The following is a 22,582-nucleotide window of genomic DNA, read 5'->3' as shown; positions in this document are numbered from 1 at the left end:
TCTACGATGTACGTTGATATAAATTTACTTCAGCATAAAAAGAAAAGATTAGAATGGATTGTCGTTGGTATTATTCTTTTTGTTCTTGCGATTATATGTTTTGTCATTCTTTTCTATTTACATAATCAAGAAAAAGTTATGGAACAACAGCTTGAGACTAACTTAGCAAATGAATTTTCATTACGCCAGGCAGAGCAACAAAACATCGATGTAAGTCTATCAGACAAAGAACAATTAGAAAGTTTGGTAGAATGGGCAGAAAAAAAGCCTGTACCTACTGTTTTTTTACTACTACATTTATCACAAAGCTTACCGGAAAAAGGATTTATCAAGTTGTTTACGTATTCTTCTAATGATTCAGTTGTAGCAATGACTACTCAGTTCGAGTCAAACGCAGAAGCTGCCTATTATTTAACGACATTAAAATCTTCTCCTTACATAGTGGAAGCTAAGTTACTAACTTTAGTTACGAATACAGAACTAGAAAATCCAGCAGTTAGCGAAACACAGCAATTTCAACCAAGAGTGGAAGCGAATTATGAAATTATTGTCGATATGGAAGGGTTGAGGAAAGCTGTAAAAGAGGAGGTGCCATCCTCATGATACATTTCCAAAAATCTCATTGGCTTACGATTCTTATCGGAATTATCCTTATACTTTTAGCTGGAGTTATTTATACATTTACTTCTTTATCTTCTATAAAGAATCACAATACTGTGCTTCAAAAACAAATAACGGAAGTTAAATCCGATCAAATGGCGGAAGTGGATACGACTAAATTACAAAATGATTTAGCTAATCTGGTTTTGAAAGTTCCGGTTGAAAAGTTAGTAGATGCAATCGTGTTAGATTTGGAAAATGCGGCAATTGGTGCAGATAGTATCATCTTAAATGCGTCATTTGCGGATGTTGAGAAAGAAGAACTAACCGAAGAAGAATTGAGTCCGGAAGAACAGCTTGTAGAGGAATTGCAATCAACTGAGGGAGACTTGCAACCTACTGAAGAAGACTTACAATCCTCCGAGGAGCAAGTCTTAGAAAAAATAAAAGTAACGGTGCCGGATGGGCTAGAAGCTATTACTATCTCTTTAACGGTACTATCAAAAGATTATGAGGCATTAACAACTTTTTTAGAAAATATAAGGATGAATACCCGTATATATGTTGTAGAGTCTTTTTCTTTTCAAGGTTTTGAAGAAGGAGAAGTACTGCCTGGACCACAGGAAGATCATTTAGAATACAATGTTGTTTTATTGACGTATTATGCTCCGATTATTACGGAAGTAGCAAATAAGTTCGGACTGGTCATTCCACCGGCATCCAACAAAGATAATCCAGTATATGACGTTTTGGAAGAAAAGGAAAAGTCGCAAGCGGACATGGAGCCTAAAGAAGAACATCAAGTGGACGGGGTAGAAGAAACGCAACCCGAGGAAGTCGAAAAGCATGCAAAGGAAAAAGTGGTTACACCGGCACAACCTAAATCTACCAAGTCTACAGTAAGAACTTATGTAGTACAGCCAAATGATACACTCTACTCGATTTCGATGAAATATTATCAATCTCGCAAAGGTGAATCTTTGATAAAAAAAGCAAATAAACGAAATACTGATATTGTCATTATTGGAGAAACATTAGTTATACCAGAATAAATGAATGTTGAGGTAACTATGGATATCGTTATAACAATTCTCTTTTTCATATATGGAATCGTATTCGGTTCCTTTTTCAATGTAGTTGGTCTCCGTGTGCCAAAAGGAGAATCGATTGTAAAACCTCCTTCGCATTGCACGGTTTGCGATCGAAACTTAACTGCAGTGGATTTAGTTCCTGTGTTTTCCTATCTATTTTTGAAAGGAAAATGTAGAGGGTGTGGTACGAAGATTCATTGGATGTATCCGGTAATGGAATTTGCGACAGGTTTATTATTTGCATTTTCTTATAGTCAACTAGGATTTTCTATAGAGCTAATTGCTGGGATATTATTTATTTCCATGCTTGTTATTATTACGGTTTCTGATATAGGGTATATGCTTATTCCAAATAAGATATTGCTTTTCTTTTTGGTTCCTATAATTATTGTAAGAGTTTTTTCGCCGTTAACTCCATGGTGGGATAGTTTACTGGGGGCTATTGTCGGTTTTGGACTATTGTTTTTAATAGCAGTACTGTCAAAAGGCGGTATGGGCGGCGGAGATATTAAATTATTTTTTGTTATTGGAATTGTGTTAGGGCTAGTTCCGACTTTATTGACATTATTTTTAGCTTCTATTATTGGAACTGTATTTGGTGTTATTGCTTTGAAAGAAGCAAAAAAAGGTAGGAAAACTCCGATTCCATTTGGACCATTTATTGCGATTGCAGCGATCATTTCTTATTTTTACGGAGAAGCGATTGTCGATTGGTATGTGAATTTGTTTTTTTAACTCGATAAATTTTTAGGACGAGCCGACATAGGTCTCGTCTTTTTTTACGTTGTTCATGATAAGGTTGTGAAAAAAGAGGTGATGTTATGCCGATTAGAAGGCGAAATCCAAGAAAGAAGATAATATTAGCAGGTATTCAAGGACTTGTCATTGGGGTAGTTGGCGTTTTACTATTTGGCTTTATTCTTAATTTAGCAAATGATAAAAAAGTAGAAGTTGCAAAGGAAGAAGATACGACACCAGCGGGGGAACAATCTACAGAAGAAAAAATAGAGGTTGCTGCAGATGGCGCATTATCATTCCATGTAAAACAATATGGGATGTTTTCTTCGAAAGATAGTGCAATCTCTTTTATGGCAACGCAGCCCTCTTTAGAAAGAGCTGGTATAGTGCAAGTAGAAAACCAGTTTTTTGTATGGAGTAATTTATTTTTAAATGATGTGCCTACTCCACAAACGGAGGCACTTCCTAGTTTTAATAAAACTGTGTTTGTTTCTACTAGTGGATGTGAGGATCCAAAAGTGAAGAAAATAATAAACCTTTTACATGAAGATAATATCTCCAAAAAATTTTTTGAGTCGATTGCCAAAAAAGAAGATTATCCAGATGATTTAATGACTATTGTACAAGCGGTATCAACGTTTTCAGATGTATCTTCTATTATGAGATTACATGTTTTTACACATTATTTAGAGAAGAACTCATGCGTAAAATTGAGTTTCTGAGCTAAATTCAATGCTAAAATGAAATAGTTCTGTTTTTAAAACAATTTTCCTTTTTTCGATTCTTTTGTATGCTATTGAAAAGGAGGAATTTACATTGAAATTAACTACTGATTATTCATTTATACTAGCGAGTGAGTCACCAAGAAGAAAGGAACTGTTTAGTAGATTAGCTATTCCATTCGAAGTTCAACCTGCAAAAATTGATGAAGCGGTGGAAGGTGAACTAACGCCAGAAGACATGGCAATTTCTATTGCATATAAAAAAACAGTGCCGATTGTTGAAAGAAATCCAAATGCTATTGTTATTGGAGCAGATACGATTGTCCATCTAGGGAAAGAAGTGTTAGGAAAACCGACTAGTAAGGAACAGGCAAAAGAATATTTAAAAAAACTATCTGGTCGCACACATCATGTAGTAACAGGAGTTTCCATTCACGGAGCAGGGACAAGTATCGGTTTTGCAGAATCCACGCTCGTGAAATTTTATGAACTAACAGATGAGCAAATAGATGCTTATGTAGCAACCGGAGATTCTTTGGACAAAGCAGGTGCGTATGGTATTCAAACAATGGGAGTTTTTTTAGTAGAGAAAATCGAAGGGGATTACAACAATGTCGTAGGTCTTCCGATTAGTCGTTTGTTTCAAACGTTACTGACGCTTGAAGTGATAGCGTTTGACAAGGAGTGGAGTAAATGACTATAGATTTACCACCTTCTTTAATGATTCGTGATGTCCATATAGCTGATCGACCTCGTGAAAGACTTGTAAGACAAGGTGCACAAAGTCTATCCAATCAAGAATTAATAGCAATCTTGCTTCGTACTGGTACGAAGCAAGAGTCTGTTCTCCACCTAGCCAATAGAGTCCTCAATTTTATCGAACAAATTCAAGAACTTAAAAACACCACATTAGAAGAAATAATGTCCGTAAAAGGAATCGGAGAAGCGAAAGCAGTACAGCTTCTCGCTGCAGTTGAATTAGGTAGAAGACTTGCTCAACAACAAACGGACGAAAAGTTTACGATACGCTCCCCGAAAGATGCCGCAAATTACTTAATGCCAGATATGACTTCCTTGAAACAAGAACATTTCGTTGTTCTTTTCCTAAATGTAAAAAACCAAATCCTTCACAAACAAACGATATTTATCGGTTCGCTTAATGCTTCTATCGTGCATCCGAGGGAAGTGTTCCGCGAAGCCGTAAAACGCTCTGCAGCCTCGATTATATGTGCGCATAACCACCCTAGTGGCAACGCTTCACCTTCTCCTGAAGACATCGATGTAACGAAACGATTAATAGAAGCAGGACTGATCATGGGCATAGAGTTGATCGATCATTTAATCATTGGTGATCATCAATTTATTAGTCTTAAAGAAAAGGGGTACATGTGACACTGTGCATTTTTCTTTCTATCCGTTATAATGAGAGTTATGACTTTAAGACAATTAAGTGAAACTTGCTTGTGATAGAAAGGGAGTAAATATTGTGTTTGGATTTGGAGCTAGAGATTTAGGAATTGATTTGGGAACAGCGAATACGCTTGTTTTTATTAAAGGAAAAGGAATTGTATTGAGAGAACCTTCTGTTGTTGCAAAAAATGTGCAAAATGGTTCTATTGTTGCGGTAGGGAATGACGCAAGAAATATGATTGGTCGTACACCTGGTTCTATCGTAGCGATTCGCCCTATGAAAGATGGGGTTATTGCTGACTTTGATACGACATCTGCTATGATTGAATATTATTTAAAAAATGCGATGAAAGCATCTGGTATGTCATGGAGTAAACCAAATGTCATGATTTGTGTACCTTTTGGCATTACTTCAGTAGAACAACGTGCCGTGATCGATGCAGCGAAACAAGCTGGAGCTCGTGATGCGGTAACGATTGAAGAACCTTTTGCTGCTGCAATCGGTGCTAATTTACCTGTTTGGGAACCTACAGGAAGTATGGTCGTTGATATAGGTGGAGGTACTACCGAAGTAGCTGTTATTTCACTTGGTGGTATCGTAACAAGCGAATCTGTCCGTGTAGGTGGAGACGCAATGGATCAAGCGATTACTAGTTATGTTCGTAAAACGTATAACTTAACAATCGGGGAACGTACTTCGGAAGCGATTAAAATGGAAATTGGTTCTGCTAGAGTAACGGGTGCGGAAGAAAAAATGGACATCCGTGGACGTGACTTAGTAACTGGATTACCAAAAACAATTGATATTACTTCAACTGAAATAGCAAGCGCATTGCGTGAATCTATTGCCTCTATTATTGATGGGGTAAAGAAAACGCTAGAGCAAACACCGCCAGAATTGTCTGCGGATGTAATGGAACGTGGAATTATGCTTACCGGTGGGGGAGCATTACTGAAAAACTTAGATAAAGTAATTAGTGATCAAACAAATATGCCAGTATTTATCGCAGAAGATCCATTAGATTGTGTTGCGATTGGTACAGGAAAAGCACTTGATCATATGGGCTTATTAAAGCGTCAACAAACTAGAAGTTAAGGAGAAGTGAGTTATGCCACAATTTTTTTCAAATAAGCGATTAGTTTTGCTGCTTGTAGGGATGATATTTCTTGTGGCACTCATCAGCTTTTCTTTGCGAGATCGAAATCATGCATCCTTGCCTGAGCAATTAATCAAAGATGTGGTCGGTTTTGGACAAACTATGTTTTCCAAGCCGACCCAGTATGTTACGGGGATTTTTAATAATGTTGAATCTTTACTTAATACATATGATGAAAATACACGGTTGAAAGCAAGATTAGAAGATTACGCCACCTTACAAGCTAGTGTAAATGATTTACAGTTAGAAAATGACGAATTACGAAAAATTATCGATAAAGAAGAAAATCTTCGCGCATTTAATCCAATCCAATCTACTGTAATTGCACGGAATCCGGATCAATGGGAAGAAAAGATTATTATTGATAAAGGGGAAATACACGGTGTAGCTGTCAATATGGCAGTGATGACATCCCAAGGGTTAATAGGAAAAGTCATTTTAACTACTCCATATACATCCACAGTGGAGCTTTTATCTACCCAAAACCCGAATTATCGTGTATCGGCAGTTATTGCAGGTGAACAAGAAGTATTTGGACTAATTGAAGGATATGATGTAGAGCGTAAAGAACTAGTACTAAAAAGAATAGATTCCGAGTTTGAAGTGAAAAAAGGGCAAAAAGTTACTACTTCTGGCTTAGGCGGAATTTTTCCCAAAGGTATCTTAATCGGTGAAGTTACTGAAGTAACAACAGATGATTATGGTTTAACCCAACTTGCGTATGTAAAACCTGCTGCAAGCTTTTCTATTTTAGATCATGTCATAATTTCCAAACGAACTATTAATCCTGTAGATGGGACAGATGGTGGAAATACGGAAGCTGATTTGACAGAAGGTGCAGGGGAAGAATCATGATTCGTTATGTAGTAATAATTATTTCGGTTCTATTGTTTTATATGGAACCGATTTTTGGACTTTTTTCGCCTATTGAATTGAACGAGGATTTTTATGTGTTAGTTCCTCGCTTTTTAATCATATATTTAATATTTATTGCTATTTATTATGACAGAAAACGGGCTATGCTTTATGGGTTGATTTTTGGGCTCTTGTATGATGTCTTTTTCATTGATATTATTGGATTATATTCTTTTATTTTTCCATTAATGTGTCTAGTAGCTAGCTTTATCGTAAAGTTTGTACATCATCATTTATTAGTTGCCACTATTTTGACGCTTCTATTAGTAGCTGCAGTGGAAATTATTTTATTTTTGTTTTATACATCCATTGGTATTAAATCGCTGACGTTTGCGAATTTTTATCAATATAATCTTATCCCAACGATGATTGCTAATGGTGTATTTATCTTAATGTTTGGATGGTTGTTTAAATATATTCTTCTAAATCGGTTTAATCAAAAATTATTGCTGCTTCAAAAATAATCGTTTTTGGTTAGACAGGTAGATCTGAGGTGACTTGATTGACGAAAAAGCAGTTAATATCGATTAAAGGTACAAAAGAAGGGCTTGTATTACGTCTAGATGATCAGTGTTCATATACAGAGCTTTTAGAAGAGTTGGCGAAAAAGGTATCTGATGAAGGATTTGAAGGTCAAGCAGAAGTGCTTTTACAACTAGGATATCGATATTGCAATGATGAACAAGCCAAAGAAATTATTAATTGTGTACAACAGACGGAGCATCTTCGCGTGACGAAAATACAGAGTGATGTAATGACCGTCGAAGAATGTAATAGAAGATTACTAGAAAATCAGTCCGAGACTTATGTTGGGATTGTGCGGTCAGGCCAAATAATTACTGCTGTCGGAGACTTAGTCGTCATAGGAGATGTAAATCCAAATGGACGCGTAATTGCTGGTGGTAATGTATTTGTACTAGGGCGGTTGAAAGGTATTGCGCATGCAGGAGCAAATGGAAACCGACATGCGGTTATTGCTGCCTCGTGGTTAGAAGCAACACATCTAATTATTGATAATGTCATTGAAACGATGACAGACGAGTTAACGGTTTTATCCGAGCAACCGGAGATGGAATGTGCTTATTTACATACAAATGGTACGATCGCAATTGATCGCCTACAAGAACTACGTTTATTAAGACCAAATCTATCAACATTTAAAGGAGGAAGCTAATGTGGGTGAAGCAATCGTAATAACTTCTGGGAAAGGTGGGGTCGGTAAAACGACAACAACTGCAAATCTTGGAACTGCATTGGCTCTACAAGGGAAAAAAGTTTGCTTAATGGATACAGATATCGGGTTACGAAACTTAGATGTTGTTCTTGGGCTTGAAAATAGAATTATTTATGATTTAGTAGATGTTGTGGAAGGTCGCTGTAAAATACATCAAGCACTTGTAAAAGACAAACGTTTTGAAGATAAATTATACTTATTACCAGCAGCCCAAACAACGGATAAAAATGCCGTAAATCCAGAGCAAATGAAAGAACTTGTAAATGAGCTAAAGCGAGATTATGATTACGTATTAATCGATTGTCCAGCAGGTATAGAGCAAGGCTATAAAAATGCAATTGCGGGTGCAGATAAAGCAATTGTCGTGACGACACCAGAAATTTCTGCTGTTCGTGATGCGGATCGTATTATTGGCTTATTAGAACAAGAAGAATCTATTGATCCACCCAAGTTAATCATCAATCGTATCCGCCAGCATTTAATGACAAAAGGCGAAGCGCTTGATATTAATGAGATTACGACGCATTTATCTATCGATCTATTAGGTATCGTAGCAGATGATGAAAATGTAATAACTTCCTCTAATAAAGGAGAGCCTGTTGTAATGGATCCATCCAATAGAGCGGCGCTCGGCTACCGAAATATCGCCCGCCGTATTTTAGGCGAATCTGTGCCATTAATGTCCATGGACACGCCTAAAAAAGGTGTAATGTCTAAACTGAAATCAATCTTTGCTAAATAACATCGCAAATGAAATTTAGTTAATATAGTAATATCTTTATTGAGAGATTTTTTATTACCAGGGTGTCGCTAGCTATGCTTATGCTAGTAACACCCTGGTATTTTATTTTAACAATATTTTTATATGCTACTTAATGTGCATATACGTTCTGTAAATGCTCGTATAAGGCAAATATATGCTCGGATACAACTCTTGAATGCTCGGATGTTTTATTTATGTGCCTATACGCTCTTTAAATGCTCGTATAATGAAGTCATATGCTCGGATACGGCGCTAGAATGCTCGGATGTTTTTTATGTGCGTATAAGCACTTTAAATGCTCGTATAATGAAGACATATGCTCGGATATAGCTCTGGTATGATCGCGTGCTTTTTAATGTGTGTATATGCTCTGTAAATGCTCTTATAGTGAAGATATATGTTCGGATACAGCCATTGAATGCTCGTACGCTTCTTTTTTAAAGGTAATGGTGTATCTATTTCCGTCCAGAGCATACGGAAGCATTCAAGTAAAAGCAAATGCCAAATTAATTTAGAGTTCACTTTTTTTGTTCATGAATTTGTACTTGCCATCATACATTCCTACTAGGGGGAATGATATGCTTTCAAAACGAAAATGGGTGCTTGCGTTACTATTTGTATTTGTCTTTTTTATAGTTGCATACCTAGAGGAAAATAATACGTTATCGACCAACTATACAACAACGCTATTAGAACCTCAGAAGCCAACTGAGGTGTATAAAAAAGTGATGGCATGGGTGGACCAATCAGATAAAAAAATAAAAGTTAGTGCACCCGTGACGAACCCTCCATTAATCGAATATAAATCGATACAACCTTTTGGTGAAGGGGTCATTTTAGCTGTTGAACAATCGCAGGATTTGTATGCATCCGAAAATGGATTGATTATCTTTACTGGATATAAAAAAAACACAAGTAAAACGATGTCAGTTTTATATGATACAGGGGAAACCGCAACTTTTGGGTTTGTAGCAGAGTTTCACCAACTACCATATACATCGGTAAGTCCTGGAGATATATTTGCGACGGTTGAGAACGAATTACTATATATTCAAGTAGAAAAAGATGGGAAAAACTTAGAAATGAGCGAACTTGTTGATTGGCTAGCAGCAACTTATGAATAAGCAAGTCTTTAAAGTGCATCCTATTATGATTCCGTTTTTCCTTTTTTTTTATTTGTCAGGGGAAATCGCTGTCTATTCGATTGTATTTGGTTCCTTGCTTATTCATGAATTTGGGCACTTAATCGCAGCAAAGTTAGTAGGGATAAAAGTGCAATCTTGCACGATTTTACCTTACGGCGGAGAGATTAAGATGGAGCAATTTTCGAAAGTGCAAAAAAGTGGTCAGCTTTTTGTTATTTTTGGAGGTCCATTTTGTACGCTTTTGTTAATGGCTTTTAGTTATTTCATTGATTTTCCGCAAGATCGACTTATATTTTTAACGCAATTAATTATTTTTTGTATAAATTTATTACCAATCTACCCTTTAGATGGTGGACGGGCTTTAGATGCGCTTTTTCCGGATAAGTATGAGATGCTAATCGGCTTTTCTCTTTGGAGTAGTAGCCTTGTTTTTTTCATTAGCTTAGCTTATTTTCCTAAGGCTGTATCGGTTTCGTTCATTTTTTTGTTTATCGTTTTGCAAAATTTTGCTTATTGGAGATTTCGAAAGTACAAGCTAGCATTTGATCGAATAACGAAAACCGCTTGACGCGAGATTCTATATGTGATAATATTCAAATGTTATTGTTTGTAGCAGCACCCGTTGCTACAACCGCTCTGAAAAGGTTTAAGCATTCAGTTAACTGAATCACCTTTTGGAAGGCGAGTCTTAGTCTAAGAGGAGGTGCAAGTATGTACGCAATTATTGAAACTGGTGGTAAACAAATCAAAGTTGAACAAGGGCAAGAAATCTACATTGAAAAATTAGATGCAAATGCTGATGAAGTTGTAACTTTCGACAAAGTTTTATTCGTAGGTGGAGATGATGTTAAAGTTGGTGCTCCATTCGTGGAAGGTGCTAAAGTTACAGCGAAAGTTGTAAAAAACGGCAAAGCTAAAAAAATCATCGTTTTCAAATACAAAGCGAAAAAGAATTACCGTAAAAAACAAGGTCACCGTCAACCATACACTAAATTAGTAGTAGAATCTATTAGTTTATAAGATGATTAAAGTGATAATAACGAGAGATCAATCAGGTCTGATTCATTCATTTGAAATGAAAGGACATGCTGATTTTGCAGAACATGGGAAAGATTTAGTATGTGCAGGAGCTTCTGCTGTATCATTTGGTGCGGTGAATGCGATCATTGCGCTTACAGAAATTACACCTATCATAAAGCAAAAAGGTGACGGCGGCTATTTATATGTCGAAGTACCTAGCATTTCAAATTCTGAAAAGAGCGCAAATATGCAACTCATTTTGGAATCGATGATTGTTTCTTTACAAACGATTGAGCAAGATTATAGTAAGTATATAAAAATAACCTTCAAAAAGTAGGAGGTGGAACATATGTTAAGATTAGATCTTCAGTTTTTCGCATCCAAAAAGGGAGTAGGTTCGACTCGTAACGGTCGTGACTCTCAATCGAAACGTCTAGGCGCTAAACGTGCTGACGGACAATTCGTATCAGGCGGATCAATTTTATACCGTCAACGCGGTACTAAAATTCACCCTGGTGAAAACGTTGGACGTGGTGGAGATGACACACTTTTTGCGAAAGTTGACGGTGTAGTGCGCTTTGAGCGTTTCGGCCGCGACAAGAAAAAAGTAAGTGTATATCCTGTAGCTCAAGAAGCTTGATGATAAGAAAAGGACTGCATTTATGCGGTCCTTTTTTTTAGTAGATAAGAAAGTATATATTTTTTTGTGCAGTATCCATCCAGAGCCTTGCTCCTGCGCAAAGCTCGTCGCAGAAAAGACGTTGCTCCTGCGCAAAGCTCGTCGCAGAAAAGACGTTGCTCCTGCGCAAAGCTCGTCGCAGAAAAAACGTTGCTCCTGCGCAAAGCTCGTCGCAGAAAAGACGTTGCTCCTGCGCAAAGCTCGTCGCAGAAAAGACGTTGCTCCTGCGCAAAGCTCGTCGCAGAAAAGACGTTGCTCCTGCGCAAAGCTCGTCGCAGAAAAGACGTTGCTCCTGCGCAAAGCTCGTCGCAGAAAAGACGTTGCTCCTGCGCAAAGCTCGTCGCAGAAAAGACGTTGCTCCTGCGCAAAGCTCGTCGCAGAAAAAACGTTGCTCCTGCGCAAAGCTCGTCGCAGAAAAAACGTTGCTCCTTGCGCAAAGCTCGTCGTAAACAAAATCGCTTATGGTGGTTGGGGAGCTATCTCCTGAGCCAGTATGATATCACGAACTTAGACTGCATCACTCTAACATTGGACCTTGCGCTTCTCATAGGTTAGAGCAATATCAAGTTATTCCTGTTATACTTGTAAGAACAAAAGCATAATAGGGAGCGTGGTAACTAATATGAACGATAAAGAGATAACGATAAACAATGTACTGCGCCATTCTATGCATGATTTTCTAAATAGTTTACATTTAATACAAATGAATTTAGATATGGGCAGGATTGAAGAGGCAAAAAAATTAATAAGTAATTATTCGTCAAAATGTAATCAGTTTTTTGATATCAATAATATTGGTTTATCTAAAACAAACGAATGGTTACAAACGTTTAATATGAGATATAATAAAATGACTTTAGTTGTTCAAACATCTCTTTTAAGTAGCGGAGCAGATAAATATGATGCTGCACTTCGGGAATACTTAGAATGTTTTCTTCAATCCATTTACCCGAATCTTAGAGGATATCAAGAGCAATTACTTAAAGTTCATATTAAGACGGATGAACAACTAGAAATCCAAATAAAAGTTCAAGGTGACTGGTCTTACCATTCTTGGATGGAAGAATCATTTACAAGTCTTTTTCATATAGAAAAACAGGTAAATACAGAAAACGAACTTAAAGTTAAGCTAATTGCAAGTGAAAGATTGGAGTGAAATAAATGTTTGTAGATCACGTGAAGGTTTATGTTAAAGGTGGAGACGGCGGAGATGGAATGGTTGGATTCCGTCGTGAAAAGTATGTTCCTATGGGCGGTCCTGCTGGTGGGGACGGAGGTAATGGTGGCGACGTGGTTTTTGTTGTGGATGAGGGTTTACGTACATTAATGGATTTTCGTTATAAGCGTATTTTCAAAGCAACTCGTGGAGACCATGGTGGAAGTAAAAATATGCATGGTGCAAATGCAGATAATTTATTCGTAAAAGTTCCACCTGGTACTGTTGTAACAGATGAAGAAACTGGAATTGTCATCGCAGATTTGGTCGAGCATGGTCAAAAAGCAATAATTGTTAGAGGTGGACGTGGCGGTCGAGGGAATTCCCGATTTGCAACTCCAGCTAACCCGGCACCGGAACTTTCTGAAAAAGGGGAGCCAGGTTTCGAGTTAAATGTTATATTAGAACTTAAAGTATTAGCAGATGTTGGATTAGTAGGTTTTCCAAGTGTTGGGAAATCAACTTTATTATCCGTTGTATCTGCAGCTAAACCTAAAATTGCTGAATATCACTTTACAACAATTGTGCCGAATTTAGGAATGGTAGAAACAGAAGATCATCGTAGTTTTGCGATGGCCGATTTACCAGGACTAATCGAAGGAGCGTCTGAAGGAGTAGGATTAGGACATCAATTCCTACGTCATATTGAACGTACGCGTGTAATCGTACACGTAATTGATATGTCGGGAATGGAAGGTCGAGATCCATACGAAGACTATTTAACGATCAATGAAGAGTTGAAGCAGTATAATCTACGCTTAACGGAAAGACCTCAAATAATTGTTGCTAATAAAATGGACATGCCTGATGCGGAAGAAAATTTAAAAGCTTTTAAAGAAAAAGTGGGAGCCGATATGAAAGTATTCCCAATTTCAGCAATTTCTCGTCAAGGATTGCAAGAGCTATTATTTGCTGTGGCAGACTTATTAGAAGTGGCACCGGAGTTCCCATTAGAACAATTAACAGAGGAAGAATCAGAAACATCTGTTATGTACAAGCATGAATCGAAAAAAGATGATTTCGAAATTTCAAGAGATGATGATGGGGCATTTGTATTATCTGGTGGATCAGTAGAACGATTATTTAAAATGACTGATTTCAGTCGGGAAGATTCAATCCGCAGGTTCGCTAGACAACTTCGTGGAATGGGGATTGATGATGCACTTCGCGAGCGCGGTGCAAAAGATGGCGATACAGTACGACTATTACAATTTGAATTTGAATTTATCGAGTAAGGAAAGAAGGGGAACCGCATGAAAGATGTAACTGGCCAGCGCTTTTATTTAGTACGGGAGGATGTCCTAACCGAAGCAATGCAAAAAACTTTGGAAGCAAAGCATCTTCTCCAATCTGGGAAAGTATCTTCTATATGGGATGCAGTAAAAGAAGTGGACTTATCCCGAAGTGCTTTTTACAAATATCGTGATGCGGTTTTTCCGTTCCATTCGATTGTTCAAGAACGAATATTAACGGTATTTTTACAATTAGAAGATCGGGAGGGGACCCTTGCAAGGTTGCTTCAACTTGTAGCAGGGGCATCCATTAATATACTAACGATTCATCAAACGATTCCGATACAAGGTAGAGCAAGTGTCACATTATCACTAGATGTAACGGCAATGACAAAAGAATTAGATGATTTTTTAAATGAAATGAAGCGACTAGATTTTGTAGAATCAGCAGAAGTGATTAGCTCTGGCGCTTTATAAGAAAAGCGCAAGCGCGCTTATGTCTGTGTTAAAAGGCAAATGTTCTTTCCCCAAAGAAGTCGTTCTTTAACTATATTGGGGGAGGTTATTTGACTCCGAGAGGTAAGGCGCTAGAGCTATACTAGTAAGGGGGATTTCGAATGGCAACTCAACAAGTGGCTTTCCTTGGACCGGAAGCTTCTTTTACACATTTAGCATCACAGGTTTTATTTCAACATGATAAATTAGTTCCGCTGCGGACGATACCAGAATGTATCGATGCCGTTTCAAGTGGAAAAGTCGATATTGCAGTCGTGCCAATCGAAAATGCTTTAGAAGGCACCGTACCACTTACGATCGATTATTTATATCATGAAGCAGATGTATCTGTAATTGCAGAAATACTAGCACCGATTCAACAACATTTAATGGTGCACCCATCTAATGCAAAGAACTGGGAAGACATTCAGACCATCTATTCCCATCCACATGCATTAGCGCAATGTCATAAATATTTGTCTTATCGATTTGGAAGAGTCCCACTTGAACAATCGACTTCAACTGCAGCTGCTGCAAAATATGTTTCTGAAAATGAACAGCATTGTATTGCAGCGATTGGAAATGCCTCCGCTGCAACTGAATATGGACTTCAAATTATGGAACATAATATTCATGATTTTCATTTTAATCATACTAGATTTTTTGTACTCTCTAAAAAGAATGATAGTATTGGGCAAGCAGGTCATACAGAACAAGTAAAAACGACGATAATGCTTACATTGCCAATAGATGATCGATCTGGATCATTACATCAAGTACTTTCCGTTTTTGCTTGGCGAAAGCTCAATTTAAGTAAAATTGAATCGAGACCTTTAAAAACAGGGCTAGGGCAATACTTTTTTATTATAGATATATTAGAAGATGATCAGGTACCAATGATGCGAGGTGCAATGGAAGAGTTAGCGGCTTTGGGATGTGAAGTGAAGTCACTTGGATCTTATTATACATATGAAACGAAAGAATCTGCAGATTAATATAAAATATATAAAACGCAAGGTAGAAAATAATCCGTTTTCTGCCTTGCGTTTTTTTTTGGTTGTTTTCGAAAGGTGATTTGTTGCTTCAAATGGTGATTCTGTTTCCCCTTAAGCCATTAATAAATATAAAAAACCTTTATTCTTCTATTAAATAACCTTTTTTTCTCAGTGCTTCGATACCGCGATTTAATATTTCATCCGTTGGGGCAGAAAGCAAGTGTAGGTGAATACCCGAAGTAAGTTCTAATAAGAAAGAGGCTTCTGTTTCACTTACTTTTTTTAAGAACATCTCTACATCATGACGATTGGATACCATAATAGAAGAGGTTATTTCCCCGTATACTGGATGTTCTATTGTTACATTTTCAACTGTAACTCCAACATCTACTAATGCCTGAAGCTCATCTTTTGAATCTTTTGATTGGTGATTACACGCAACTTTTTTTTGTATATATGCACCACCTTCTTTCTTTTGCATTAGAATATATCCTTGGCTTGTCGAAACAATTGGGATATTCGTTGCTTTCAATAGCGTAATATCATTTACGATTACTTGTCGACTAACATTTGCTAGTTTGGCAAGATCTGAACCGGTAACCGGTTGGTTCTGCTCTTCTAAATAGGAAAGTATCCAATTTCTTCGTTCTGCACCTTTTAATTTTTTCAATAATAACTCCTCCCAACTTGCATAACGACCTAGCTTCTATTCATAAGTTTATCATGAAGGGAAGTGCTTTTCTAAAAAATCTGTGTCCAATTTAGGTAGTTGCACATAGTTTAAAGAGAAGGGAAGGAGGAAGACTGTGCAAATTCATATTGTCGAAAAAGGTGACACTCTTTGGAAGATTTCAAGAAGCTACGGTGTTTCTTTTGAAGAATTAAAGAAATTAAATGCACATCTCGCAAATCCAGAATATATCGTTCCTGGTATGAAGATTTTTATTCCAGATACAAAAAAAATGGAATCCATCAATCATCCATATAGCGAGAATCGCCCAGTTAAACAAGAAATGATGAAGAAGGAGGAAATGAAAACACATCATGCTCCACAGCATCATGTTCACCTAGAGCATCATGTTCATCCGCATCCAAAAGCGCAACCAGCTCATCCAGCTCATCCGCATCCAAAAGCGCAACCAGCTCATCCAGTTCATCCGCATCCAAAAGCGCAACCGGCTCATCCAGTTCATCCGCATCCAAAAGCGCACCCAGTACCACCAAAAGCGCACCCAGTACCACCAAAAGCTCTGCCTGTTCCACCAGTACCACCGGTCAGTCCACAACCGATTTATAACATAATGCCTGCTCCACCAGTACCACCGGTCAGTCCGCAACCGATTTTTAATATAATGCCAGCTCCACACATAGATATGACACCATCTCCACAGGGCTGGAGACTAGTGGAGTCAACATCTATCCATATTCAAGCACATTTTAATGAGCGGGAAAAAGAAGTACCAGCACCACCACCGCCACCACCAGCACCAGCACCAGTTCAGCCTGTTCCACCAGTACAATATATACAACCTGTAGTGGAAGAACCATCCCCTATATTCGAAGAAATGTATCCATGCCCACCAGAACAAGAATTTCCATACATGCACCCATATATGCATCCGCAAATGCACCCACAAATGCACCCACACTATGGAGAGTGTCCATGTGTACAGATTTGTTATGTACCGGTATATCCATGCCCACCATATCCATACCACCACTTTTAAATAGTGAGTTACTATATTCGGCAAATAAAAAAGAACGTATGGAAATGGAAAAATGAAAACGGGGTATTTTCTGTAAAGAAATATCCTTCTGAAGAACAGGCGGAAAAAATTCGGTTTATACATGATAAGTTACAATATATTGAAAATCCATTTGTTTTGCCGGTAATGGAATCTCCTCAACTGGATTTCATTATTCAACCATGGTTTAAAGGTACTCATACCGTTAATTACAGTATTGAGGAAGATCGGAAAGCGGTATACTCACTTCTTACTCGTTTGCATCAAACGAAAGAAATAATTGCCTGGGAAGAAAGCAAAGTCCTATATGCATTTAATTTGATTTCCAAATGGAAAACTCGTTTATTAAAAATGAAAGAAATTTCTTTTTTTGTTGAATCATTGATAGGTGTTAACAACACGAAGATGCTATTGATGTATGGTGATATGGCATTAAAAGATATGAAACCATTTGATATGAGTGACCGGACATTATTGCATGGAGATGTTGTACATCATAACTTCTTATCAGACGGTTCCTCTTATAAAATTATTGATTTTGATCTTGCGGTAATTGGACCAAAAGAGATGGAAAGTATTTTGTGGATGCATCGTGTCTTATCGGAAATAGATTATGATATTCACTTTTTAATGAATGAATTTCCCATGCTTGAAAAAATTGTGCGCAAGCATAAAGAAGCGATGATGTATCCAAACGAATTATATAGAGAGTGGTTATATGCATTTGCGTTACCTGTAGAACGAAAACAAAAGTTTATCGAACAGTTAGTTCCATATACGAACAAAGCCTTAACGGAATGGCCTAATTTATGCTATAATTTAAGTCAGCTAAAGTAGTTCTAACCTTATTCAGCAAACCCTTGTTTGAACAACGTCATAGCCTCTGGCGGAAGCCACAGATTTATCGAGCAAGATCTGGGCTCAAATGCGCCAAGGCAAATTTAATATAGGAGTTGGTCGCTCGTTGACAGAGCGGCCTTCTTTGTTTTTACATCCAGACTCCAGCGCTTTTGATCGTTATGATATACTAGGTTTATTGATTGTGAGGGATTTTAGATATGTATGATTACATAAAAGGACAGGTTACACGAGTGACACCTGAGTATGTTGTGTTGGAGTTGCAGGGAATAGGATATCAGCTGTTTACGCCAAATCCATTTGCGTTTAGAAAGAGTGAAGAAATAATCCAAGTATTTACACATTTTCATGTTCGAGAAGATATGCAACAGTTAATGGGTTTTTCGACTTTAGCACAGCGAGAGTTGTTTCGAAAGCTTATTCTCGTTTCTGGAATTGGACCTAAAGGAGCACTTGCCATATTAGCAAGTGGTGAACCGACACATGTAATCCAAGCGATTGAACGAGAAGATGAAACATTTTTGGTGAAGTTTCCTGGGGTTGGAAAGAAAACAGCTCGTCAAATGATTTTAGACTTAAAAGGGAAATTACATGATCTAATGGATCTGGAACAGATAGAGATAGTGGATGACGAACCGAATTTATTTGTGGATAGCTCCGCCGACCATGAGCTTGAAGAAGCATTGCTTGCACTTACGGCACTCGGCTATTCAGAAAGAGAACTATCAAAAGTCCGACCAAAGTTAAAAGACAATAAGGAACTCCAAACAACGGATGAATTTATGAAAAAAGCATTACAATTATTATTTTCCGGGAAATAAGAAAAGCGCAGGCGCCTATATCAGAGGGTTACAGTCTAAGTTCGCGACATAGTGTCGCAACAACAGTAAGACCCATTTGGTGCGAGCCAAGGGGAAGCATCCTAGGTCACACAAACGGTTTTGATTGTTACGAGCTTGCGCTGGAGCTGGATCAATAATGAAAGGAGAATTTTGGCATGACGGAACGTGTGATTTCGAGCGAGATTTCTAATTATGATGAACCGTATGAACAATCACTTCGTCCACAGTTGTTAAAACAATATATTGGACAAGATAAGATTAAACATAACTTAGAGATTTTCATTGAAGCAGCAAAAATGAGAAGTGAAAGTTTGGATCATTGTCTTTTATACGGACCGCCAGGACTTGGTAAAACGACACTTGCCTCAGTAATTGCGAACGAAATGGACGTTCAAATTCGGATGACAAGTGGGCCAGCTATTGAGCGACCAGGTGATTTAGCAGCTATCGTTAGTTCGCTTGAACCAGGTGATGTATTATTTATCGATGAAATACATCGACTGAATCGTTCCATTGAAGAAGTGCTATACCCTGCAATGGAAGATTTTTGTTTAGATATAGTAGTAGGAAAAGGCCCCTCTGCAAGAAGTGTTCGGTTAGATTTACCACCATTTACGCTAATCGGTGCAACGACACGAGCTGGCGCACTATCAGCCCCACTTAGGGACCGTTTCGGTGTATTACTTCGATTGGATTATTATGATGAAAATGCACTTACATCAATTGTTGAAAGAAGTGCAGAATTATTTAATGCTTCAATTGATTATGAATCTGCTGGTGAAATTGCAAGACGTTCAAGAGGGACACCTCGTATTGCAAATCGCCTATTAAAACGTGTCCGTGATTATGCACAAGTGCGTGGGAATGGTCATATTTCATTAAATCTAGCAAGAGAAGCACTAGAGCTTCTTCAAGTGGATCCAAGAGGATTAGATCATATCGATCACAAGTTATTAATGGCCATGATTGAGAGGTTCAGAGGTGGTCCTGTGGGTCTTGATACGATTGCAGCAAGTATTGGAGAAGAATCGACAACGATAGAAGATGTGTACGAACCATATTTATTACAAATCGGGTTTATACAACGATCTCCTAGGGGTAGAATAGTAACGCCATCTGCTTATGAGCATTTAGGAATGCCGCTACCAATCGAAAGAAACGACTAATAAAGGATGTACGCCATATGAGAGTAGAAGATTTTGATTTTGAATTACCGGAAGAACTGATTGCGCAAACGCCATTACTGGATCGGACAAGCAGCAAGTTATTAGTAGCTGATTTTCCGAAGAAGACGTATACACACACTCATTTTTCTGCCATTCTAGATGACTTAAAAGCGGGGGATTGCCTCGTATTAAACGATACAAAAGTAATGCCTGCTCGTTTAATGGGAGTGAAAGAAGAGACTGGTGCAAACGTAGAAGTGCTATTATTGACACAAATTGAAGGGGATCATTGGGAGACACTTGTTAAACCGGCAAAGCGTGTCAAAATAGGAACAACGATTGTATTCGGTGACGGGCTACTGCGTGCTGTTTGTACCGAGATAAAAGAGCATGGCGGACGTATATTCCGCTTTGAATACGCTGGTGTGTTTTTTGAAGTGTTGGACCAACTTGGGGAGATGCCTTTACCACCATATATTCATGAAAAATTAGAAAACAAAGATCGTTATCAAACAGTTTATGCGAAAGAACAAGGTTCGGCCGCGGCCCCAACTGCTGGACTTCACTTTACAGAAAACTTATTAGATGAAATTAAAGCAAAAGGTGTTAAAATAGCGTTTGTGACACTTCATGTAGGACTTGGAACTTTCCGTCCAGTAAGCGTGGATTCTATCGATGATCACGAAATGCATTCGGAGTTTTATCGTCTATCGAAAGAAACAGCAAATACAATAAATGAAGTGAAGGCAACAGGCGGGAAAATAGTTGCGGTAGGTACTACTTCTACAAGAACACTTGAAACGGTTGCAACTAAGTTTGACGGGGTATTGCAAGAAGATAGTGGTTGGACATCTATTTTCATCTATCCGGGATACGAATTTAAATGTATTGACGGAATGATTACAAATTTCCATTTGCCGAAATCGACGCTCGTAATGCTTGTGAGTGCACTTACATCAAGGGACTTTATCTTGTCTGCGTATAAAGAAGCAATCGATTTGCGCTACCGTTTTTTTAGTTTTGGAGATGCAATGTTTATAAAAGGAAGGAATTTTTAAATGTCAGCAATAACGTATGAGTTAATAAAAAAAGATAAACAAACAGGAGCTCGACTAGGTATCGTGCACACACCGCATGGTTCGTTTGAAACACCAACTTTCATGCCAGTTGGAACACAAGCAACGGTAAAGACGATGGCACCTGAAGAAATAAAAGAAATGGATGCAGGTATTATTTTAAGTAATACGTATCATTTATGGCTTCGTCCAGGACATGATATTATTCGCGAAGCTGGTGGACTGCATAAATTTATGAACTGGGACCGTGCTATTTTAACCGATTCTGGCGGATTCCAAGTATTTAGTTTAAGCGATATGCGTAAAATTGAAGAAGAAGGAGTTCACTTCCGCAATCATTTAAATGGTGATAAATTATTTTTAAGCCCTGAAAAATCCATGGAAATTCAAAATGCACTGGGTTCCGATATTATGATGGCATTTGACGAATGTCCACCATATCCTGCTAGCTTTGAATATATGAAAGCATCTGTAGAGCGTACATCTCGCTGGGCAGAGCGTTGTTTGACTGCACATACAAACACGGATAAACAAGGCTTATTTGGGATAATTCAAGGTGGGGAATATGAGGAATTACGCCGCCAATCTGCAAAAGATTTAATTTCGATGGACTTTCCAGGTTATGCAATTGGAGGGCTGTCGGTTGGTGAACCAAAAGACGTGATGAATCGTGTACTTGACTATACAACGCCTCTAATGCCGGATAATAAGCCTCGTTACTTGATGGGGGTTGGATCTCCGGACTCATTAATCGATGGGGCTATTCGCGGTGTAGACATGTTTGACTGTGTGTTACCAACTCGAATAGCTCGTAATGGTACATTCATGACATCGAAAGGTCGTTTAGTTATTAAAGGAGCAGCATTTGCGCGTGATTTCGGACCGATTGATGAAAAATGTGATTGCTACACATGTAAAAATTACTCTAGAGCGTATATTCGTCATTTATTTAAGGCGGATGAAACATTTGGCCTTCGCTTGGCTTCGTATCATAATCTTCATTTCTTGATGAAGTTAATGGAAAATGTGCGTCAAGCAATTCGAGAAGATCGATTACTAGATTTTAAAGAAGAATTTTTTGAAGAATATGGATATAATAAACCGAATGCAAAAAACTTTTGATTCTTGTATACTATAAAGAGATAAAAGGGAGGGGAACAAAATATGGATACTTTGGTAGGATTATTACCGATAATTGCGATGTTTGCAGTGATGTGGTTTTTCATCATTCGCCCAGCGCAAAAACGTCAAAAAAATACATCACAAATGCAAAATAGTCTAAAACGTGGAGATCAAATCATTACTGTTGGTGGTTTACACGGGAAGATAGATGCAGTGGATGATCAAACAATTTTCGTAGTAGTTGCAGACGGCACTCGTTTACAATTCGAGCGCGTTGCAGTAGGACGAGTTGTTTCAGAGTCATAAGAAAAGCAAAAGAACTTACTCAAAATTTACGAGTAAGTTCTTTTTTTCTGGGCAC

At 37.9% G+C, this 22,582-nt stretch carries 28 protein-coding genes and 1 other annotated feature; of the genes, 27 read left to right on the top strand and 1 reads right to left on the bottom strand.

The genetic code is table 11. The features are described 5' to 3' along the window. Positions 1 to 6: 6 nt before the first annotated feature. From BMZ04_RS05230 to pheA, 20 genes are all read left to right on the top strand, one after another. Positions 7 to 603 carry a PilN domain-containing protein gene (locus BMZ04_RS05230; protein ID WP_093266298.1) on the top strand — a complete coding sequence of 199 codons (597 nt, stop codon included), beginning with the start codon at positions 7 to 9 and terminating at the stop codon, positions 601 to 603. Continuing rightward, a complete protein-coding gene (locus BMZ04_RS05225) occupies positions 600 to 1,652 on the top strand; it encodes a LysM peptidoglycan-binding domain-containing protein (protein WP_093266295.1) in 1,053 nt (350 codons plus the stop codon). Before BMZ04_RS05230 ends, BMZ04_RS05225 begins: the two co-directional genes overlap by 4 nt. Before the next feature lie 18 nt (positions 1,653 to 1,670). Further along, on the top strand, positions 1,671 to 2,426 hold the full coding sequence (locus BMZ04_RS05220) for a prepilin peptidase (protein ID WP_093267159.1): 756 nt from the start codon (positions 1,671 to 1,673) through the stop codon (positions 2,424 to 2,426). An 86-nt stretch (positions 2,427 to 2,512) separates the two neighbouring features. Continuing rightward, the gene (locus BMZ04_RS05215; protein ID WP_093266292.1) at positions 2,513 to 3,151 is read left to right on the top strand and encodes a hypothetical protein; all 639 of its coding nucleotides are present in this window, start codon (positions 2,513 to 2,515) and stop codon (positions 3,149 to 3,151) included. A gap of 94 nt (positions 3,152 to 3,245) precedes the next feature. Continuing rightward, complete coding sequence (locus BMZ04_RS05210) at positions 3,246 to 3,848, top strand: Maf family protein (RefSeq protein ID WP_093266289.1); 603 nt, start codon at positions 3,246 to 3,248, stop codon at positions 3,846 to 3,848. Continuing rightward, entirely contained in the window at positions 3,845 to 4,543 is a 699-nt protein-coding gene (gene radC, locus BMZ04_RS05205; RefSeq protein WP_093266286.1) for a RadC family protein, read from the top strand. The genes BMZ04_RS05210 and radC overlap by 4 nt, the downstream gene beginning before the upstream one ends. Before the next feature lie 94 nt (positions 4,544 to 4,637). Then, entirely contained in the window at positions 4,638 to 5,657 is a 1,020-nt protein-coding gene (locus BMZ04_RS05200) for a rod shape-determining protein (RefSeq protein ID WP_093266283.1), read from the top strand. Between the two features lie 13 nt (positions 5,658 to 5,670). Next, positions 5,671 to 6,573, top strand: a complete 903-nt coding sequence (gene mreC / locus BMZ04_RS05195) for a rod shape-determining protein MreC (RefSeq protein WP_093266280.1) — start codon at positions 5,671 to 5,673, stop codon at positions 6,571 to 6,573. Next, complete coding sequence (mreD, locus tag BMZ04_RS05190; RefSeq protein ID WP_093266277.1) at positions 6,570 to 7,097, top strand: rod shape-determining protein MreD; 528 nt, start codon at positions 6,570 to 6,572, stop codon at positions 7,095 to 7,097. Before mreC ends, mreD begins: the two co-directional genes overlap by 4 nt. A 38-nt stretch (positions 7,098 to 7,135) precedes the next feature. After that, positions 7,136 to 7,807 carry a septum site-determining protein MinC gene (minC, locus tag BMZ04_RS05185; protein ID WP_093266274.1) on the top strand — a complete coding sequence of 224 codons (672 nt, stop codon included), beginning with the start codon at positions 7,136 to 7,138 and terminating at the stop codon, positions 7,805 to 7,807. Position 7,808: 1 nt separating this feature from the next. Continuing rightward, on the top strand, positions 7,809 to 8,609 hold the full coding sequence (minD, locus tag BMZ04_RS05180; protein ID WP_093266271.1) for a septum site-determining protein MinD: 801 nt from the start codon (positions 7,809 to 7,811) through the stop codon (positions 8,607 to 8,609). 599 nt (positions 8,610 to 9,208) lie between these two features. Then, positions 9,209 to 9,754 (top strand): hypothetical protein, encoded by a 546-nt coding sequence (locus tag BMZ04_RS05175; RefSeq protein ID WP_093266268.1) that lies wholly within the window; start codon positions 9,209 to 9,211, stop codon positions 9,752 to 9,754. Further along, positions 9,747 to 10,343 (top strand): M50 family metallopeptidase, encoded by a 597-nt coding sequence (locus BMZ04_RS05170; RefSeq protein ID WP_093266265.1) that lies wholly within the window; start codon positions 9,747 to 9,749, stop codon positions 10,341 to 10,343. Before BMZ04_RS05175 ends, BMZ04_RS05170 begins: the two co-directional genes overlap by 8 nt. 51 nt (positions 10,344 to 10,394) lie before the next feature. Continuing rightward, positions 10,395 to 10,474, top strand: a sequence feature (ribosomal protein L21 leader region). A 12-nt stretch (positions 10,475 to 10,486) separates the two neighbouring features. After that, positions 10,487 to 10,795, top strand: a complete 309-nt coding sequence (gene rplU, locus BMZ04_RS05165; protein ID WP_093266260.1) for a 50S ribosomal protein L21 — start codon at positions 10,487 to 10,489, stop codon at positions 10,793 to 10,795. A 1-nt stretch (position 10,796) separates the two neighbouring features. Continuing rightward, positions 10,797 to 11,132 (top strand): ribosomal-processing cysteine protease Prp, encoded by a 336-nt coding sequence (locus BMZ04_RS05160; protein ID WP_093266257.1) that lies wholly within the window; start codon positions 10,797 to 10,799, stop codon positions 11,130 to 11,132. A 12-nt stretch (positions 11,133 to 11,144) separates the two neighbouring features. Next, positions 11,145 to 11,435, top strand: a complete 291-nt coding sequence (rpmA, locus tag BMZ04_RS05155; RefSeq protein WP_093266255.1) for a 50S ribosomal protein L27 — start codon at positions 11,145 to 11,147, stop codon at positions 11,433 to 11,435. 661 nt (positions 11,436 to 12,096) lie between these two features. Next, the gene (locus BMZ04_RS05145; RefSeq protein WP_093266249.1) at positions 12,097 to 12,630 is read left to right on the top strand and encodes a Spo0B domain-containing protein; all 534 of its coding nucleotides are present in this window, start codon (positions 12,097 to 12,099) and stop codon (positions 12,628 to 12,630) included. Between the two features lie 5 nt (positions 12,631 to 12,635). Continuing rightward, positions 12,636 to 13,925 carry a GTPase ObgE gene (obgE, locus tag BMZ04_RS05140; RefSeq protein WP_093266246.1) on the top strand — a complete coding sequence of 430 codons (1,290 nt, stop codon included), beginning with the start codon at positions 12,636 to 12,638 and terminating at the stop codon, positions 13,923 to 13,925. An 18-nt stretch (positions 13,926 to 13,943) separates the two neighbouring features. Further along, the gene (locus BMZ04_RS05135) at positions 13,944 to 14,399 is read left to right on the top strand and encodes an ACT domain-containing protein (RefSeq protein ID WP_093266243.1); all 456 of its coding nucleotides are present in this window, start codon (positions 13,944 to 13,946) and stop codon (positions 14,397 to 14,399) included. A gap of 140 nt (positions 14,400 to 14,539) precedes the next feature. Then, a complete protein-coding gene (gene pheA, locus BMZ04_RS05130; RefSeq protein ID WP_093266240.1) occupies positions 14,540 to 15,412 on the top strand; it encodes a prephenate dehydratase in 873 nt (290 codons plus the stop codon). Positions 15,413 to 15,551: 139 nt separating this feature from the next. Here pheA and BMZ04_RS05125 read toward each other — a convergent pair whose 3' ends face one another. Next, a complete protein-coding gene (locus BMZ04_RS05125; RefSeq protein WP_093266237.1) occupies positions 15,552 to 16,082 on the bottom strand; it encodes a transcription repressor NadR in 531 nt (176 codons plus the stop codon). Positions 16,083 to 16,218: 136 nt separating this feature from the next. On the opposite strand from BMZ04_RS05125, the gene BMZ04_RS23050 reads away from it, so the two are divergent. The 7 genes from BMZ04_RS23050 (at position 16,219) to yajC (ending at position 22,527) form a co-directional block, all read left to right on the top strand. Further along, positions 16,219 to 17,139 (top strand): LysM peptidoglycan-binding domain-containing protein, encoded by a 921-nt coding sequence (locus tag BMZ04_RS23050; protein ID WP_093266234.1) that lies wholly within the window; start codon positions 16,219 to 16,221, stop codon positions 17,137 to 17,139. Between the two features lie 3 nt (positions 17,140 to 17,142). Then, a complete protein-coding gene (locus BMZ04_RS05115) occupies positions 17,143 to 17,994 on the top strand; it encodes an aminoglycoside phosphotransferase family protein (RefSeq protein WP_093266231.1) in 852 nt (283 codons plus the stop codon). Between the two features lie 221 nt (positions 17,995 to 18,215). Continuing rightward, entirely contained in the window at positions 18,216 to 18,836 is a 621-nt protein-coding gene (gene ruvA, locus BMZ04_RS05110) for a Holliday junction branch migration protein RuvA (protein ID WP_093266228.1), read from the top strand. Positions 18,837 to 19,012: 176 nt separating this feature from the next. Continuing rightward, positions 19,013 to 20,023, top strand: a complete 1,011-nt coding sequence (ruvB, locus tag BMZ04_RS05105; protein ID WP_093266225.1) for a Holliday junction branch migration DNA helicase RuvB — start codon at positions 19,013 to 19,015, stop codon at positions 20,021 to 20,023. Between the two features lie 17 nt (positions 20,024 to 20,040). Then, positions 20,041 to 21,081, top strand: coding sequence for a tRNA preQ1(34) S-adenosylmethionine ribosyltransferase-isomerase QueA (queA, locus tag BMZ04_RS05100; protein WP_093266222.1), 1,041 nt, complete (start codon positions 20,041 to 20,043; stop codon positions 21,079 to 21,081). Continuing rightward, positions 21,082 to 22,221 (top strand): tRNA guanosine(34) transglycosylase Tgt, encoded by a 1,140-nt coding sequence (gene tgt / locus BMZ04_RS05095; protein WP_093266219.1) that lies wholly within the window; start codon positions 21,082 to 21,084, stop codon positions 22,219 to 22,221. A 42-nt stretch (positions 22,222 to 22,263) separates the two neighbouring features. Next, positions 22,264 to 22,527, top strand: coding sequence for a preprotein translocase subunit YajC (gene yajC / locus BMZ04_RS05090; protein ID WP_093266216.1), 264 nt, complete (start codon positions 22,264 to 22,266; stop codon positions 22,525 to 22,527). Positions 22,528 to 22,582 lie beyond the last annotated feature (55 nt).

The organism is Psychrobacillus sp. OK032, from assembly GCF_900111345.1.
Classification (GTDB): Bacteria; Bacillota; Bacilli; order Bacillales_A; family Planococcaceae; genus Psychrobacillus.
Note: the sequence above shows the minus strand (reverse complement) of the source record. Positions and strands in the feature narration are given on the sequence as shown.